Genomic DNA, 16,847 nt, shown 5'->3' on the forward strand with positions numbered 1-16,847 from the left:
CAAGACTGTTTTCAAACCGGTGATCCTCTAAACTGCTGCCTGGGTCAATACACCTTCCTTTTCATTAACAAAATCCCTGGTGAGCGTTTCATAAATTATTTTAAGCCAAATTAAAAAACAGGGTATCGATTTTAGTTTATAAGGAACGATATATTGGGTGCGGATAAAAGACGGAAAAAGATCTGAAGGGGAAAGACTTGTGATCAACAATGCTAAAACCAGCAAAAAAATCTCGAAGCCGGTTACCTGGCGGTTCAGATTCATAAACCAAACGGCAACTCCTACAAAAGCAATAATATAAGTTGATGACTCGGCCGAACTGCTGAATATCACAGCGAAGATCAATACCGATGAAAGGATCAGGCGCTGGTATTCCAAAACCTTATAAGCCTTAACGCGCAGGTACGACAAGCCAAACAACACCAGTGCAGGTCCTATTACGTACATATTCTTAAGATCCTGGAAATGAAACGCTCTCCGTATAAAACCAGTAACACAAATTTCCTGCATATATGATTGCTGGTTATCCGAATTTTTAATCACCAGGTCGGTATACCAGTCGTGATAAGTTTGTATAATAAACGAGGGAGATGAAATGGCCATAGGCAAAACAAACAACACTGCCGACCAGAAAATAAAGCTTAACACAAACTTTGGTTTATTTGTGGAGAAGAAAAAGAAGGCCAACCCAACTATACCGTAAAGCTTAATAAATGCGCCGAGGGCTATCATTAATGCAGCCCAAAAATCCTGTTCACGTTTTATAAAATTAAAACCTAATATAATCAACGCTGCTATCATCGGATTACTCTGCACATTGGCTGATGCTGTCATTAGTTCGTGGGCGCACAGTAAAAGCACAATAACATACTGGTCCTTTTTCAGCGGTAAAAGCTGGATAGCTTTAAACAGGATGAATGCATTAAACAACACCCATAAAATAACGCCTATACTATCTGGCAAAATAGCAAAAGGTGCCATGATTATTGAAAATACCGGCCCGTAATGGTTCAGGTCGTAATAATGCTCCGGCTGATAAGCGTATAGGTTATGCTGATGGATAGTATTTAAAAAATTGTATTTAAATATGGTATAATTGTTAAACCCCTGATGGGTTAAAACACCTTTAATTACCAGAAACAGACTTAGGCCAAACCATAAAGAATAAACAAAAGGTTTGTTGGTGATAAGCTTAGCAAGTTTTTGCACGGATTAGGGGTCTTTAAATTTATGCGAAGATATAAATATGTCACACAATTATTACAAATCTGAAATTAACTTGCCCTGTGTTATCTTTGAACAAACCCAATCATACCATGAATTCAAACCTCTCCCCCATTAATCATAATCCCGATCGCCGTAAGTTCATTACCCAGTTAAGTGCTTTAGCAGGCACCGCTGCGTTATTATCAACTTCGTTTACTGTAGATGCCATCACCTTCACTAACCCTGATGAACACATTACGGTAGGGCAAATCATTGATCTGTTTATGAAACAGGTGCCGGGCGCACCCTTCCCTAATACGGTTGACACCCTAAAATCAGGCAACCGCGATATTGTTGTTACCGGCATAGTTACCACCATGTTTGCAACCATAGGCATTATTGAAAAGGCCATTAGCTTAGGCGCTAACTTTATTATAGCCCACGAGCCAACTTTTTATAACCATGCCGATGAAACCACCTGGCTGGCTAATGATGATGTATTTCAGTACAAAAAACAACTGCTTGATAAACATAATATAGCCGTTTGGCGCAACCACGATACCATCCACAGTCTTAAACCCGATGGTGTTGGTATTGGGCTATTGAAACAGCTCGACTGGGTAAGCTATTACAAGCCGGAAACCGGAAACCTGTTAAGCATTCCATCTACCTCGTTAAGCTCCCTTATCGAAACACTGAAAAAGAAACTTAAAATAGAAAAGGTACGCTACATAGGCAATCCATCACAAAGCTGCCAAAAGGTGCTGCTGTTACCTGGAGCGGCCGGCGGTAAAAGACAGATCACCGAAATGAGCACCAAAAAGCCCGATGTACTGATTTGCGGCGAGATTTCGGAATGGGAAACCGCCGAATATGTAAGGGATGCCCAAGCCAAAGGCGATAAACTTTCATTAATTGTATTAGGGCATATTGCCAGCGAAGAACCCGGCTCCGAATTTATGATAGGCTGGCTAAAGCAAAACGTGCCAGGTATTAAAGCCACACACATTCATCCGGGCAATTCACTTGCGTTTCTGTAACGAGTTTGTAATACAAAATACACGTTTTAGCATTAATTAAAGCCAATATTTTGCTTAATAATGTAACATTGCGTACAATTGTAAATTACTCTGTTTTTAAATTGTACGGCGCACTGCTTATCTGTAAACTTTACATTTAAAAAAAGGTATAGTTGACCTGATTAATTATTGATAACAATGGTATAAAAACACCATTTAAAGTTTAATTTATACAAAAAAGTAGCTATAACTTAAGTAAAAATCGCAATTTTCAATTTTTAAAATACTAAGTGTTTTTTTTACAATAAGTAAATCCTACTTTTAACCGATTTTTAAAAAAACAAAATTTATGATCATAATTGCTGACGGTGGCTCAACCAAAACAAATTGGTGCCTGGTTACCGAAGAGGGAAAAAAAGTTTACTTCAATACCGAGGGTTATAACCCATACTTTTCAAGTACAGAGTATATTATACAGTCACTGAACGAAAGCCTGCCAACCGATCTTGAAAAAACCTGATCACAGAGGTAAATTACTATGGTGCCGGCTGTTCAACCCCCGAAATGCGCAAAATTGTTGAGGAAGCTATGAAAGTAGTTTTCACAGGCGCAAAAGTTAATATTGGTCATGACTTGCTTGCTGCTGCCCGTGCCCTGCTCGGCAACACCGAAGGCTTTGCTGCCATATTAGGTACCGGAACTAATACCTGCATTTATGATGGTAAAGAAGTTGTACACAATATTGATTCGGGCGCTTACATCCTGGGTGATGAAGGCAGCGGTTGCTACATTGGCAAAAAGCTGTTAACAGATTACCTGCGCGGATACATGCCTGAGCCTGTACGTGCCCTTTTCTGGGAAACTTATAAACTTACTCCTGATGATATCAACGAGCAGGTATACACCCAGCCCCGTGCTAACCGTTTTTGCGCAAGCTTCAGCAAATTTGTTTACGATAACAACGTACACATCGAATACTCACGCAACCTGGTGCGTACCTCGTTCGACGATTTTTTCCGCAACCTGGTAACCCACTACCCTGATTATCAAAAATACACTTTCAACTGCATCGGTTCGGTAGGTTATAACTTCCGTAACGTGCTGGAAGAGGTAGTTACTGAAAATGGCATGGTTGTTGGCAACATCATCCGCTCGCCTATAGATAATCTGGTGAAATACCATTTGGAATTAGCACCAAGCTCTTTGTAAGATTCAAGAAGTCAAGAGTCAAGACCTAAGACGTTACGATTTTAAAAAGAAAGGACCGGAAGATTTTCCGGTCCTTTCTTTTTAAAATCGACGCAATCGCGAACTGTACGGAGGCGCTTGCAAAAGCCCTCTATTACTTTCGTGCTTACTGAATCTTGACATCCTGTTTCTGTCTTAATTCCTGATTCTTGACGTCTTGCTTCTATCTTACACCAAATTCATCTCTCCCTGAAAAATCTTCCCGTATTTGCGTTTATCAAATTTGTAGAGCTTAGCGGCGCGGTACGATACACCTTTCTGCTTTTCATCAAGCTCCTTCAAAAAGCCATAGCTGAGCATCTTTTTGCGGAAATTGCGTTTATCAAGCTTCTTATCCAAAACAGCCTCATAAAGCGACTGCAGTTGAGTGAGCGTAAATTTTTCGGGCAACAGCTCAAATGCTATCGGCTGGTAGTGTAGCCGGCGCTTTATTTTATTGAATCCTGTTTTAAAGATCTCACTATGGTCAAACGCCAGTTTAGGTAGTTCGCTTACCGGGTGCCAGAACGCTTTTTTGGCATATTGGGTAACCGGTCGTAATTCCTTTTGCCCGTTTATGCGGATCAATGCATAGTAAGCAACCGTAATTACACGACCCTGGGGGTGGCGGTTCACTTCGCCAAAAGTATGAAACTGTTGCATGTGCAAATCGCGCAAACCCGTAAGTTCATACAGGATCCGCTCGGCAGCATCATCAATACTCTCGTCTTGCTCAACAATATAGCCAGGCAGTGCAAGCCAGTCTTTATATGGCTCCTCGTTTCGCTCAATAAGCAAAATTTTGAGCTCGCCGGCTTCAAAGCCGAATATCACGCAGTCAATCGAGAATACGGAATCAAACTTGGGTAACATTAGTTCCAAACTATTAGTGAGATTTAGTTAATAAGTTTAAATATATAGCCTTAATTCCTAATCCAAAAAAAATAAATAAAATTTAATGGTGTAATCTACACACACTATCTTCGTAGCGTAAAATTAAGGAGCGAAAGATGCGTAAAATTTCAAAAATAGGGGTTTTAACTTCAGGTGGTGACGCCCCTGGAATGAACCCTTGTATACGTGCCGTTGTGAGGACCGCACTGTATAACGGGCTGGAAGTTGTAGGTATAAGGCAGGGTTATAAAGGCCTTATCGAAAACGATATGTATGAAATGGATAAACGCTCGGTAAGTAACATCCTTAATTTGGGTGGCACCATTTTAAAAACCGCGCGTTGCCTGCCTTTCAAAACCGACGAGGGCATGGAGATAGCATACCAAAACGCCAAAGCCCGTGGTATCGATGCCCTTGTGGTTATTGGCGGTGATGGTACTTTTACTGGTGCCCTGCGTTTTTCACGTAAGTATCCCGACATTGCAGTAATGGGCGTACCGGGTACAATTGATAATGACCTTTGCGGTTCAACCTATACCCTTGGTTTTGATACCGCTACCAATACGGTTATCCAGGCTATCGACAAAATCCGCGATACTGCCGATGCGCATGACCGCCTTTTCTTTATAGAGGTTATGGGCCGCGACTCGGGCGCTATTGCTTTACGTGCTGGTATATCATGCGGTGCCGAAGCTATTTTACTTCCTGAGCGCGCTACCGCTATTGATGATTTGATCGTAAACCTTAAAGAGGGCCACATGAACAAAAAATCATCAAGCATTGTAATTGTTGCCGAAGGTGATAAAAACGGCGGCGTTTATGATGTTGCAAAGGCTGTACAACAAGAAGTTAAAAATTACGACATAAAAGTTACTATCTTAGGCCACTTGCAACGTGGCGGTGCACCCTCAAGCTTTGACCGTATTTTGGGCAGCAGACTTGGCTTTGCAGCAGTTAATGCTTTGGTTGCCGGCGAATCACAAAAAATGGTAGGTTTGCAGGCCAATCAGATCATGATGACAGACCTGGAAGCAGCACTTAACCACCATGAGTTTAAGCTTGAAGAAGACCTTTTACAAATGATGGATATATTATCGATATAGATTATTAATGATTGCAGTTGTTTATAGCGGATCGTACTTTGCACATTGGAGGCTTACTGATAAGGGAAGAACTGTTGCTTCCTTTAAAACCAATGGCATAAATCCCTATTTTAACGACGAAAAACATATCCTTCAGCTTCTCAACAAAAACATCAATCTTATACACCATGCCGAAGTGATCAGACGCATCTACTTTTTTGGTGCGGGCGCCTCGTCAGACGAGCGGAAGAAGATAGTACATAGTGCTTTTTCAACCTTTTTCAAGTTCGGAAAAGTTTCTGTTGAGCATGACATTGCCGGGGCAGCGATAGCCTGCTGTAAAAACGAACCCGGCATTGTGAGCATTTGCGGCAGCGGCACCAATGCCGCTTGGTATGATGGAAGAAGAGTTTGGCCAAACAATTATGGCTTGGGTTATATCCTGGCCGATGAAGGCTCGGGCAACTGGCTGGGCAGGCAGCTCATCAAGGAATTCATGAACGATACCCTGCCTCTATCTATCCGTAAAAAGTTTATACACAAATACGATGCCGACCGTAAAAACCTGCTCGAAAAGGTTTACCGGCAAAAACAACCTGCTTTATTTTTAAGCTCATTTACCGATTTTTATCTCGATAATAAAAACGATCATCATCTGCAAAACGTCATAAAAAAGGATTTAGCAAGCTAATTTCCACATATTTGTTACCTTTATATCAGCAACACCCGGGTACGTCTGTTCACTTTGCAGGCTCTGTTGCTTTTAATTTTCAGGAACACTTGTATGAAGCTGCCGCCGAAGCTGATCTGCAAATCACTAACATAATTAAAGAACCCATAAATAATTTATTAACCTACTATTCAAGTAAAAATTAAAAAATCATGAAAATAGGAATTAACGGTTTCGGCCGTATTGGCCGCCTGGCATTCAGGGCTGCAATTGAAAGACCAGACATTGAAGTTGTTGGTATTAATGACCTTGTTGAGCCAGATTACATGGCTTACATGTTAAAATACGATTCAACCCATGGTCAGTTCAATGGTACTATTGCTGTTGAAGGCGGTCATTTGGTTGTTAACGGTAAAACCATCCGCGTTACTGCCGAAAAAGACCCTGCTAACCTTAAATGGAATGAAGTAGGTGCTGAGGTTGTAATTGAATCAACCGGTTTGTTCTTAACTCAGGAAACTGCTCAAAAACACATCGACGCCGGTGCTAAAAAAGTAGTAATGAGCGCTCCTGCAAAAGATGATACCCCTACATTTGTTATGGGTGTTAACCACAAAGCTTTGAAAGCCGATCAAAACATCGTTTCAAACGCCTCATGTACTACCAACTGTTTAGCTCCTATCGCTAAAGTATTGGACGATAAATTTGGTATCGAAGAAGGTTTGATGACTACTGTACACGCTGTTACCGCAACTCAAAAAACAGTTGACGGCCCATCTGCAAAAGATTGGAGAGGTGGTCGTGGTGCTTACCAAAACATCATCCCTTCATCAACAGGTGCAGCTAAAGCGGTTGGTTTAGTTTTACCTCAGTTAAAAGGTAAATTAACAGGCATGAGCCTGCGCGTACCGGTTGCCGACGTATCTGTAGTTGACTTAACTGTACGTTTGAAAAACGGTGCTTCTTATGAAGCCATAAAAGCTGCAATGAAAGAAGCTTCTGAAGGCGAATTGAAAGGCATCCTTGGCTACACCGAAGACGAAGTAGTATCTGAAGACTTTAAAGGCGATTCACGCACTTCAATTTTCGACGCTAAAGCCGGTATCGGTCTGAATGAAAACTTCGTAAAAGTTGTTTCATGGTACGATAACGAGTGGGGTTACTCAAACAAACTGATTGACCTTGTTCAGGAAATTGGCAAATTATAATCGCTGATTTTATCAGATATAAAAACGCCCTTCGGTTAGCCGGAGGGCGTTTTTGTTTGTCTGAACCGAGATGTGGGGAGATTTTTTGGATAGGCAGGATTTTTGTCAGATTTTCTATCCGCTAGTGGGAGCGTGCTTGCCGGTAATTTATTAAAAATCAGCGCGAAAAATCTCGTAAATGAAATTGGAGAGACATGGCCACCTGAATTCGCTACAGACTCGCGGGGGTAGAGGCGCGCGAATCAATCTTAAAGCTGGCTGGTATCGAAATTGCCGAACATTTCGATAACTATAAGAAAAAGTCAACTCAGAATTGGAACGCTTATTAAGTTTAGAGAAGCCCAATACATTCTCCTCAGTAGGTTTACTGGGAATGCCTCGTCATAATCCTGAAGTGTTGGCGGAAGTTATGCAAATGGCTTATGATAGCTCGACGCCTGCAAGTGAAATAGCGGGTCTGATACATATCAGTTATCGAAATAGAAAGCTGATTGAATCTGAAGAATTTATATTGCGGGTAAAATATTACATTAATGTTACCAAAGTAAGGAAGTATGTAGCTGGTTTCGCCCCTATGGAGAACTATCAGGATTTCTGTACTGATGTAAAGGATAACTTTAATAAAGCATTAGCACAAATGGGAGAAAAGCTTGGCGGTGATTTTCGATCGATTGAGTATGAATTTTATATGCAGGGCTCCGCTGTCTGGAAGCGTTATCCTACGGATCCTTTTCCTGAAGGGGTCGATCCGAATGATTATACCGAATTACCGGCTCCGGGGGATGTGGAGTTCGCCATAATAATGGACAGCGAGAACTTTGACGCATTTATTAGAGAACTGGATAAATGCAAGGTAAAAGCCACTGGGAGACTGAAAGATAAAATTAAAACTACGATAAAGTATACTGAAAAGAATAACGAGATTGGAAATAGTTTTCTTAAGTATTTTAAAGTTGATGACACGGATGCTCTTTCCATGATTCAAAATGCAGGCTTCACCCATCTTACAGGTGTTGCATCTTCGAAAAAAATAGGTTTTAAAATTTTCAAATCGGGAACGATTGGTGCATTGGAACCTCTCATTCCTTTCAAATACAAATAATGTTATGGCAATTGAAATAAAATATAAAAATTCATTGGGCGTAGAAGTATCCGCTCAACAGGCTAACCTTTTACAAGGTGATTACAGTTCTGAACATTATGTCGACGATGTTTTACAAAAAATTGACATATATGAGAACGGAGAGTTAAGCACCGGAGAGTATTATTTGTCGGAGGGGGAAAATCTACAGAGCGTGCTTGCGGAATACCAGTCACTATGGAGGTCTGGAACGTTCTTCACCAATAAGCAACAAGTGGGAAATTATACTGTCATGAACTGGGGGCTCTATGAAAAAACAGAAAAGTTAGAAGAAGGGCGAAAGGTCTGGGATAACCAAGGTCGAATTATTGCTGAGGAACATGTTGATGCTGCAACACATCAGGTCCTATACACGGTTAAATATTTTTATTTAACAAACTTTGGAAGTTTTGCCTATACAGATAGGGTCCTTAACTACGGTACACTTGAGTTTACTTATGGTCTTAGTGAGCCAGATGAAATTACGGTATCGGTTAATTTGCCCGATTTCGATAATGAAATATATTATATAACGGAAGAGGAAAATATTTTAAATCATCCTCTTATAGCTCCTTTATTCTCATGGGATACTCAAACTTATTATCATTCTGATCAACTGTTGCCGATTTAGAAGTGGTGATCGTATCGCATCATTTATTTGAATGCGGGGAGGTTCAACGTTTGATAAATAATACTAAAAATACAGTTATGCCTACTTTAAATAAAGCGGTTACAAAGAGGTATTATCCAAGATTGTCCGAGCTAATGTCGATAGACGCGCTTCCAGAATTTCTGCATTTTGCAGAAACCCCCACTGGCGCGAGTATGCAGCGCTGACGAAAGCGTGGCGTACTCGTGACTTTTTTATTGTAAACGTATAACAGGATTTAGCAGTTAAACTCTAAACTTTTTTTAGGATGAGACAGCCTTCTCCTAAGCGGAAGCTTTTAATTCGCAAACGCTGTTAAGTTTGTTTTTTAAAGTCCGCTCCTTCGTAGAGAATTTAGGTGAGGCCATTATCTTTTTGTCACCAATTCCCTGAAACCCACCAGTTCATCCCAACGGGCTGCGGGGGGCGATAATAGGTAAGCACCTGGTATTCGTTTTCGGTTTCAAAGTGACTGCCTTCAAAAGGGATATCATCTGCTTTGCCGGTTTTGGCATCCACCCAAACGTATTCATAGTCATAAACGCCTTGTTTTAGCAACATGTTTACGGTGTATCTCCCGTTATCAAGCGGGTGCAATTTGTTACTATCATCAAGGCGGTAGTTGTTGAACTGGCCTACCACATATGGCGCTCCGTCGTTAGGATTTTTATTGGTTGATAACGTGAAGTATACATGAGCATAGTCAGCATCGGTGGCTGGCGTGGTACCGTCGTTATTCAGGATGTAAAACTTGCCGTCGTTATCGTATTGAAAAATGTAGTTGGGCTTGTCGCGCACCGGGTCGCCAAGCAGTACAACAACGTTGGTAGAATCCTTATAAATTTTGGCTACCCTTTGCGAATTAAGCTTGAGCGTACGCGTATCAAACAGCCTGAACTCATTACGGCCAGGAAAATCATTAATGCTTACATCGTTATAAATTAACTGCGAACCACGGATATAGGTTGGCTGCCCGTTAAGCACTGTAGTTTCAGTACGGGCGTTTTGCATAATAAAAGTACGCAAAGCATAAGCCGGGTTCTGCACAACAAGCCCCGAATAATCAACCGTAAAGTTGATCTTCTGATTGGTTTGCCGTGTGGCATTATTGGGCGATGCTACCATATCAGCTGCGATAGATATCCTTTTGCCCAACACATACAACCTGCGGGTAAGCACCATTTTGTTTTGATCGCCATCTTCATAAACCTTCAGCACATAATTGCCCGATATTTTGGGAGCGATGTTATTGTTGGGCAGCGAAATTTCATAATGGGTATATTTTTGCATAGTACCGGTTGAATAGCTGTAGTTATACAACCGGTCATCAGTAAAGCTTTGCAGGTACTCGGCAGATGAAAGGTTTGACGAGTTCCAGTTGGCATCGCAATGCTCAATGGTATAATAGTAATTACGGCTGCCCCCGCGCAGGTCATCGAAAGTTAGCAGCACCCTTTCATCGGTCCCCAAATTAATAACCGGGAAAGAGCCCTGCTTCGCGGTATTATAAAACTCAACGCTTTTTATGGCTGAAGAGTAAACGTTGTTGTTATAGGGTGATTGAGCGAAGGTTTGTTGTATAAGCAAGGTAAAGATCACCATGCCTAAAAATATCTTTGTCAATTTCATTCCGGTTCAATATCTATTTTATCCCGCTGCAAATATTGTTTAACGTCAAAACTAAACAATGTGATTGATAATATTAAGAAGGGCGTAGCTGAACCCAGGCTAAACTCTGAAAGGCTATCGCCATTGAAAATATTATGCGTCAGAAAAAGCAGCGCTATCCACATAACAAAAAGCGCTATAAGCCGGGTAATTATGTGCTCTTTGTGAGTCGCAATAAATAACAAAAGCTGTCCTGTCAAAAGAATTAATGCGGATGCTAAAATTGAATTATCGTAATTATTTGATAAGCTAAACGACAATTTGTTTTCACTTGCAAAAGGAAACATTACTTCAAACAATATTATTGGCCCGACGCTATGCCCGGCACCAATTAAAATAAAACAACTGGATATTAATACAGCGATGGTAAGCCCACGATATTGATTGTCCATGTACTAATTTAGGTTTAACACGAATATAAAAAAGCCACTATCATAATGCAATAGCGGCTTTCATTCACGATACTTTACTCTACGCTTATCAAAGCCCTCTCCCTTTAGGGGAGGGTTTGGGTGGGGCTTACGATTCCAACTCCAAAATCTGCTCGGCCAGGGCTTCCCACTTGTCCTGCATTTGTTTCAGCTCGGTTTGTTTAGCGCTATAGGCAGCATTGGTTTGTTTTAGTTTGCCGTTATCGCTGTATATTTTTTCGTCGGCCAGCTGGGTTTCAAAGTGCTTTACCTCTTTTTCGAGGTCGGCGATCTGCTGCTCCATTTTGGCCAGGTCCTGGTTCAGTTTCTTTAATTGCTGATGCTTATTTTCGCCTTGCGGCTGTTTAACGGGCTCGGGCTTTTTCTCTTCTTTTTGGGTTGAGGTGCAGGTGCAGCTGCTTTGGGTTCCAGTTTACGTTTGGCATACCATTCGTCAAATTCGGCATAAGTACCCGGATAAATTTTAATCTTTTGATCTTCTATAAACCAGATCTTGTTGGCTACGTTATCAAGGAAATACCTGTCGTGCGATACCACAATGAAAGTACCCTCGTACTGGTCAAGCGCCTGGATCAGGATATTAACCGACTGCATATCCAGGTGGTTGGTAGGCTCATCCAGTACCAGGAAATTAGCATCAGCGGTAAGCGCCTTAGCCAATGCTACACGTGATTTTTCACCACCCGATAATACCTTGATCTTCTTGAACACATCATCCCCGGTAAACAAAAACGAACCTAAAATGGTACGCAGCTCGGTATCTGTATGCTTAGGTGCAAATGATTGCAGTTCCTGCAATATCTGATTTTCGAGGTGTAAAGATTCCAGCTGGTGCTGGGCAAAAAACGTAGTAGTTACGTTATGGCCGGTGGTTACCGTACCAGTGTAATCTTTATCGGCAGATGCAATAATGCGCAACAGGGTTGATTTACCTTTACCGTTGGCACCGATGAGTGCAATTTTATCACCTTTTTCAATTACAGCTTCGGCGTGGTCAAGAATATCGATAGCAGGGTATTTTTTGGTGATATCCTCTAAAGTGATCACGTGCCTACCCGACTGTTTGCTGAAACGGAAAGCGAAGTTAACGGATGGATTATCGTCATCCACATCGTCAATACGCTCCATTTTATCCAGCATTTTGATGCGGGACTGCGCCATTTTAGCCTTAGAAGCTTTGGCACGGAAACGCTCGATCAAACGCTCTTCCTGTTTAATTTTTGATTGCTGATTTTTAAACTCGCCACGCTGAATTTCTTCACGCAGGGCTTTTTCTTCGAGATAGAAAGAATAATTACCTGCGTAAACGGTCAACTTGCCCTTCCTCGATTCAACCGTACGATTGATCACTTTATCCAGGAACCACCTGTCGTGCGATACGATGATGATAGCACCGGGGAATGATTTCAGGTAATCCTCCAGCCATTGGATAGACGGTAAGTCAAGGTGGTTGGTAGGCTCATCCAGCAGCAGGATATCAGGTGCTTGTAACAGGATCTTGGCCAGCATTACACGCATGCGCCAACCGCCCGAAAAGGTACTCAGCTTGCGTTTGCAATCCTCGTCGCTAAAACCCAAGCCGGCTAAAATCTCATGGGCTTTATATTCGATATTATAACCATCGAGCAATTCAAACTCGTGCTGCTTGTCGCTCAGTTTATTTAATAGTTCTTCGCTATAATCCGTTTCCAGCTTTTTGAGCAGGTTCTCGATCTCATCGTGCAGCTGGTTTTGGCGCTCAAAGGCTTCCATGGCCACGTGTACGATATTTTTATCAGATGAATAAGAAAGTAGATCCTGGTTAAGGTAACCCATGGTAAGGTCCTTAGCCATTGAAACAGTTCCGGAGGTAGGCTTATAGTCGCCTACAATAATTTTTAAAAGGGTAGTTTTACCAGTACCGTTGGCACCAATTAAACCAATTTTTTCACCGGGTTTAATATGCCAGTTGGCTTCATCATATAAGGCCCGCGCACCAATCTCGAACGTAAGGTTATTTATAGCAATCATTTACGCGCAAAGATACGCTTTTTTGAGGTGAAAGGCTAAAGGCGAAAGGTCTTTAAAAAGCGACAGACAAATAAAAAGGCCAAAGATACACCAAGCCGTATGCAAAGTTGTAGCTACCTTTAGCCTTTTACCTTTTATTTGCAAAGCTGAAGCTACCTTTCACCTTTAGCCTTTACCCCTTCACCTTTTATTTGCAAAGCCGCAGCTACCTTTTGCCTTTCACCTTTATCCTTTTACCTTCTAAAGAGCTCCAACCGCTTTCAACCATGTTTGTGCCATAAGGGCTTCGCCGGCTACGCTGGGGTGTACGCCATCAAGGTTCCAGTAAGTTGCCGGTGCTCTTTGCTCGGCTTTATCAAATGCCGATTGGTAAGGCACAAATACCGCGTCGAACTCAGCAGCGATATCCTTAGCAGCTTTGCGAAACGAATCAAACGTTGGGTACCATTTATCATCAACGGCCTTCACATTTTTTTCGGCAAAGGGTTCGCAAATCACCAGTTTAATATCGGGCAGGGCCTGTTTGGTACGTGTGAGCAGTGCGCGGTAATCAGTAATATAAGTATCTATTGTGCCTTTATAACCACCGGTAAGGGTATGCCAAAAGTCATTCACGCCTATGTGAATGCTCAATATGTTTGGTTTAAGGGCAAGACAATCGGTATCCCAGCGCTCGGCAAGCTGATATACTTTATTGCCGCTGATACCTTTATTGTAAATCTTCAAACCTTTATCAGCATGTTTAAGCAGCAATTGTGAAGCAGTTAGCAAGGCATAGCCCGAACCTAAAGCACTGGTAGTATTCGGTTCGGTTTTGCTATGGTCACGCCCCCAGTCGGTAATGGAGTCGCCCTGAAAAAGCACTACATCGCCCTGGTTAAAAGTTAGCTTTTTTGCAGGTTTTTCGGCAGCTAAAGCCGATGAAACAATTGATGGTATGCCCATAGCTGCAAGCGTGCCTACAGCAGTGGTTTTTAAAAAATGACGACGGTAGTTTTGTTTGGTATCTTTCATTTGAGGATTATAAAGGTATTTGTCGAAAATACTGATTTAGTGTAACTATTAAAATTTTGTTGGGTTCTGTATCAGTATTTGTAAAAGGAATATTACGTGCATCACTACTGCAGCAACGGTTCTTATTTATCAGCCACAAAATTTATCGGCTTTGCCGGATCAAAGGTAACATACACCCGTTTCCAGGGCTCATCATCCATCAACCGCCATTTGTGCGCAGTTCCCGTAGTATCCTGCGCTATCAGTATTTCGCCGGGCTCAAGTATAAATTTTTCGCCGGGATAGGTTTCAAATTCAAGCGTACCGGTAAGGGTTATCACGTACTGATTTGTAGGGGCATTATGGTAATCATAAAATGCATGCGGTTCCGATTCCTGAAACCTAAGCGCAAGGGCTTCATTAAGTGTCCCTAAATCAACCATCCCTTTTTGTATATGTGAATGACCGTCATCACCGGTATATAACCTGTAGGCTTTTATCATACAGGCTAAACTAACATTTAACTGTTAATACTACCTGCCCCTTGTGTATTTATTGCAAAACAGTTGCTTTATTGAGCATTAATGTTTATTTTATTTAGTTTTAAAGATTATTCATTCACAGTAAAACTTAGGCTTCCTTTAAGGGTTCAGATAATATTATGTCCGTAGCTGTATCTACCAAACGTTTTCAATTTTTCCCATACCTCATCAGTTTGCTGATTGTATTATTTATTGGTTTTGTTGCCTCACTGGTAACCCGGCCCGAAATTGCCGGCTGGTATAGCACACTCAAAAAGCCATCGTTTAACCCACCACCCTGGCTGTTTGCACCGGTATGGACTGCAATTTATATTATGATAGCGACCGCCGCTTATCTTGTATGGAAACACCGCAGCCGTAAGCCGGTTTACATTATTGCCCGTTCGATATACTTTATTCAGCTTATTTTAAATTTTTCGTGGTCGATAGTATTCTTTGGCATGCATCAAATAGCCGCAGCTGCGGTTGTAATCATTTTACTGTGGCTCAGTATTGTGGCAAACATTAACTGGTTTAATAAATTTAGCCGTACTGCTTCGTGGCTGCTTGTGCCCTATTTACTATGGGTAAGCTTTGCCAGCATACTTAACATGAGTATTTATTTCCTTAACCGATAGCTCATAAAAAACACTATTTTTATTGCAGATAATTGCAGCATCGATAAAGAATCTCTCTATCAAGCCATGAAAAAACTTTTACTTATTTTTTGCCTTATTACAGCGGCACACAGCTTTGCTTTTGCCGATAAAACCGCTATCAACAACTTTGTAGTTAAAGAAAACCCCTTTGCGGTTGACGAGGTAGCTGTAGTTGCAACCGATACGGCAGGCGTAATACAGGAAAATGTAAACGGCGTTTTCACCTTTGTAATGAATGGTTTTACCGAAGAACTTAAGTTTGACAAAGGCACTGCTTTTTACCGCCACAAGCTTGATCGTTCAACCTTCCTGTACGCCAAACACATGAACGATTCCGGCACACACGCCATACTATACTACATTTACAAGCACGACAGTAAACTAAGTCCATTCCATATCAGCTGGGTATTACTGATAGCTATCCCTCTTTTACTGGTGTTACTGGCCTATATGTTTAAACGGTTCATCATTATTGCTGTAGTAATATTTTGTATCTTCCTGTATTTCAACTACCACAACGGATTAAGTATCCCAACCTTTTTTGAAAGCATTATTGACGGGTTGAAGAATATGTTTTAGAAGGAAGGTAAAAGGTCAAAGGCGAAAGGTTAAAGTTTTTTTAGGGAGAGGTGAAAGCAAAACGAAAAGTAAAAGGTTTAAAAACAGATGCAAACGTAAAGCTGCAGCTACCTTTTGCCTTTCACCTTTATCCTTTTACCTAAAAATCTTAAAACGGTAATCCAATACCAAAGTTCAACTGCATAAAGTTGTAATCTTCTCCGTTGGCTGCTTTGTAAGCTTGTTTGAATGAACCTTTGCTAAACAGTTCGCCGGCATGGTTAATCAGCACCCATTGGTTAGCTCCGCTAAATTGCGGGTCTTTTAGTTTAAAGGCTGCATCGAGTCTAAAAACGAAGAAACTTAAATCAAACCTCAACCCAGTGCCGATACCTAAAGCCGTTGAGCTTAAAAAATTGTTCAGTTTAAACTGCCCGTTGGGGTTGTCAGGCTCGTCATGCAAGCGCCATACATTACCGGCATCAACAAAAACCGCACCTTTGAGTTTTGCACCAAAAAAGTTATTTGCCAACAGGTACCGGTACTCGGCATTGGTGATAAATTTAATCTCGCCAAACTGATCAAGATATTTCAGGCGTGCCCGGTTATTAACATCAGTTCCATAAAATGAAGCGCGGTTAAATTGTCCCGGGCCTAATGTGCGCGGCAGCCAGGCCCTGATATCATTGGCTCCACCTGCATAAAAATTCTTTTCAAAAATAAGCTGATTGCTATTACCGTAAGCGATGCCTATACCCGGGTTTATGCGGAAAACAAATTGTTTTTCGCCGCCAAAATTTCGGTAGATGCGCGTATCAAGCTCAACTTTGGTATACTGCGCAAAGGTATATCCAAAAAGCTTGTGTTGCCCAAGAGTATCTTTAGGAGCATTGGTGAGATTGCTTACCAGGTTAAGAAAATTTCCGCCAATA

17 protein-coding genes and 1 pseudogene are annotated in these 16,847 nt (G+C 41.5%); 9 read left to right on the forward strand and 9 right to left on the reverse strand.

The annotated features are described in order from the left end of the window. Positions 1-27: 27 nt before the first annotated feature. Positions 28-1,209 carry a glycosyltransferase family 87 protein gene (locus ACRQ5D_RS00145; protein ID WP_091175154.1) on the reverse strand — a complete coding sequence of 394 codons (1,182 nt, stop codon included), beginning with the start codon at positions 1,207-1,209 and terminating at the stop codon, positions 28-30. Positions 1,210-1,316: 107 nt separating this feature from the next. Between ACRQ5D_RS00145 and ACRQ5D_RS00150 the strand changes: the two genes are divergently transcribed. Together ACRQ5D_RS00150 and ACRQ5D_RS00155 are read left to right on the forward strand one after the other, a co-directional pair. Beyond that, positions 1,317-2,246, forward strand: a complete 930-nt coding sequence (locus ACRQ5D_RS00150) for a Nif3-like dinuclear metal center hexameric protein (protein ID WP_091175151.1) — start codon at positions 1,317-1,319, stop codon at positions 2,244-2,246. Between the two features lie 328 nt (positions 2,247-2,574). Then, positions 2,575-3,434, forward strand: a pseudogene (locus ACRQ5D_RS00155) (N-acetylglucosamine kinase). A 207-nt stretch (positions 3,435-3,641) separates the two neighbouring features. Here the strand turns inward: ACRQ5D_RS00155 and ACRQ5D_RS00160 are convergent. Then, positions 3,642-4,334, reverse strand: a complete 693-nt coding sequence (locus ACRQ5D_RS00160) for an NUDIX hydrolase (protein ID WP_371328320.1) — start codon at positions 4,332-4,334, stop codon at positions 3,642-3,644. Positions 4,335-4,462: 128 nt separating this feature from the next. Here ACRQ5D_RS00160 and pfkA point away from each other — a divergent pair, with 128 nt between their 5' ends. The 5 genes from pfkA to ACRQ5D_RS00185 all read left to right on the forward strand — a co-directional run bounded on the left by pfkA (position 4,463) and on the right by ACRQ5D_RS00185 (position 9,057). After that, a complete protein-coding gene (pfkA, locus tag ACRQ5D_RS00165) occupies positions 4,463-5,449 on the forward strand; it encodes a 6-phosphofructokinase (protein ID WP_091175145.1) in 987 nt (328 codons plus the stop codon). Positions 5,450-5,456: 7 nt separating this feature from the next. Beyond that, on the forward strand, positions 5,457-6,119 hold the full coding sequence (locus ACRQ5D_RS00170; protein ID WP_431198914.1) for a hypothetical protein: 663 nt from the start codon (positions 5,457-5,459) through the stop codon (positions 6,117-6,119). A gap of 191 nt (positions 6,120-6,310) precedes the next feature. Continuing rightward, entirely contained in the window at positions 6,311-7,306 is a 996-nt protein-coding gene (gap, locus tag ACRQ5D_RS00175; RefSeq protein ID WP_091175140.1) for a type I glyceraldehyde-3-phosphate dehydrogenase, read from the forward strand. Between the two features lie 313 nt (positions 7,307-7,619). After that, positions 7,620-8,408 (forward strand): hypothetical protein, encoded by a 789-nt coding sequence (locus ACRQ5D_RS00180; protein WP_432328270.1) that lies wholly within the window; start codon positions 7,620-7,622, stop codon positions 8,406-8,408. Positions 8,409-8,412: 4 nt separating this feature from the next. Next, positions 8,413-9,057 (forward strand): hypothetical protein, encoded by a 645-nt coding sequence (locus tag ACRQ5D_RS00185; RefSeq protein ID WP_091175134.1) that lies wholly within the window; start codon positions 8,413-8,415, stop codon positions 9,055-9,057. Between the two features lie 396 nt (positions 9,058-9,453). On the opposite strand, the gene ACRQ5D_RS00190 is transcribed toward ACRQ5D_RS00185, so the two are convergent. The 6 genes from ACRQ5D_RS00190 to ACRQ5D_RS00215 form a co-directional block, all read right to left on the reverse strand. Further along, entirely contained in the window at positions 9,454-10,698 is a 1,245-nt protein-coding gene (locus tag ACRQ5D_RS00190; RefSeq protein WP_431198917.1) for a DUF5103 domain-containing protein, read from the reverse strand. Positions 10,699-10,700: 2 nt separating this feature from the next. Then, positions 10,701-11,135 carry a hypothetical protein gene (locus ACRQ5D_RS00195; RefSeq protein WP_143020888.1) on the reverse strand — a complete coding sequence of 145 codons (435 nt, stop codon included), beginning with the start codon at positions 11,133-11,135 and terminating at the stop codon, positions 10,701-10,703. A gap of 127 nt (positions 11,136-11,262) precedes the next feature. Further along, a complete protein-coding gene (locus ACRQ5D_RS00200; protein WP_431198918.1) occupies positions 11,263-11,457 on the reverse strand; it encodes an ABC transporter C-terminal domain-containing protein in 195 nt (64 codons plus the stop codon). A 26-nt stretch (positions 11,458-11,483) separates the two neighbouring features. After that, a complete protein-coding gene (locus ACRQ5D_RS00205) occupies positions 11,484-13,184 on the reverse strand; it encodes an ABC-F family ATP-binding cassette domain-containing protein (RefSeq protein WP_431198919.1) in 1,701 nt (566 codons plus the stop codon). A 240-nt stretch (positions 13,185-13,424) separates the two neighbouring features. Further along, on the reverse strand, positions 13,425-14,198 hold the full coding sequence (locus ACRQ5D_RS00210; protein ID WP_091175127.1) for an SGNH/GDSL hydrolase family protein: 774 nt from the start codon (positions 14,196-14,198) through the stop codon (positions 13,425-13,427). Between the two features lie 122 nt (positions 14,199-14,320). Continuing rightward, the gene (locus ACRQ5D_RS00215; protein ID WP_091175125.1) at positions 14,321-14,680 is read right to left on the reverse strand and encodes a hypothetical protein; all 360 of its coding nucleotides are present in this window, start codon (positions 14,678-14,680) and stop codon (positions 14,321-14,323) included. A gap of 158 nt (positions 14,681-14,838) precedes the next feature. Here ACRQ5D_RS00215 and ACRQ5D_RS00220 point away from each other — a divergent pair, with 158 nt between their 5' ends. Both ACRQ5D_RS00220 and ACRQ5D_RS00225 read left to right on the forward strand, forming a co-directional pair. Next, on the forward strand, positions 14,839-15,336 hold the full coding sequence (locus ACRQ5D_RS00220) for a TspO/MBR family protein (RefSeq protein WP_091175123.1): 498 nt from the start codon (positions 14,839-14,841) through the stop codon (positions 15,334-15,336). A gap of 66 nt (positions 15,337-15,402) precedes the next feature. After that, positions 15,403-15,936 carry a hypothetical protein gene (locus tag ACRQ5D_RS00225; protein WP_091175120.1) on the forward strand — a complete coding sequence of 178 codons (534 nt, stop codon included), beginning with the start codon at positions 15,403-15,405 and terminating at the stop codon, positions 15,934-15,936. Between the two features lie 148 nt (positions 15,937-16,084). On the opposite strand, the gene ACRQ5D_RS00230 is transcribed toward ACRQ5D_RS00225, so the two are convergent. Beyond that, positions 16,085-16,846: a BamA/TamA family outer membrane protein gene (locus ACRQ5D_RS00230; protein WP_431200920.1), complete on the reverse strand. Its 762-nt coding sequence runs from the start codon at positions 16,844-16,846 to the stop codon at positions 16,085-16,087. Position 16,847 lies beyond the last annotated feature (1 nt).

This window comes from Mucilaginibacter sp. P25, from assembly GCF_050859465.1.
GTDB classification, from domain to species: domain Bacteria; phylum Bacteroidota; class Bacteroidia; order Sphingobacteriales; family Sphingobacteriaceae; genus Mucilaginibacter; species Mucilaginibacter gossypii.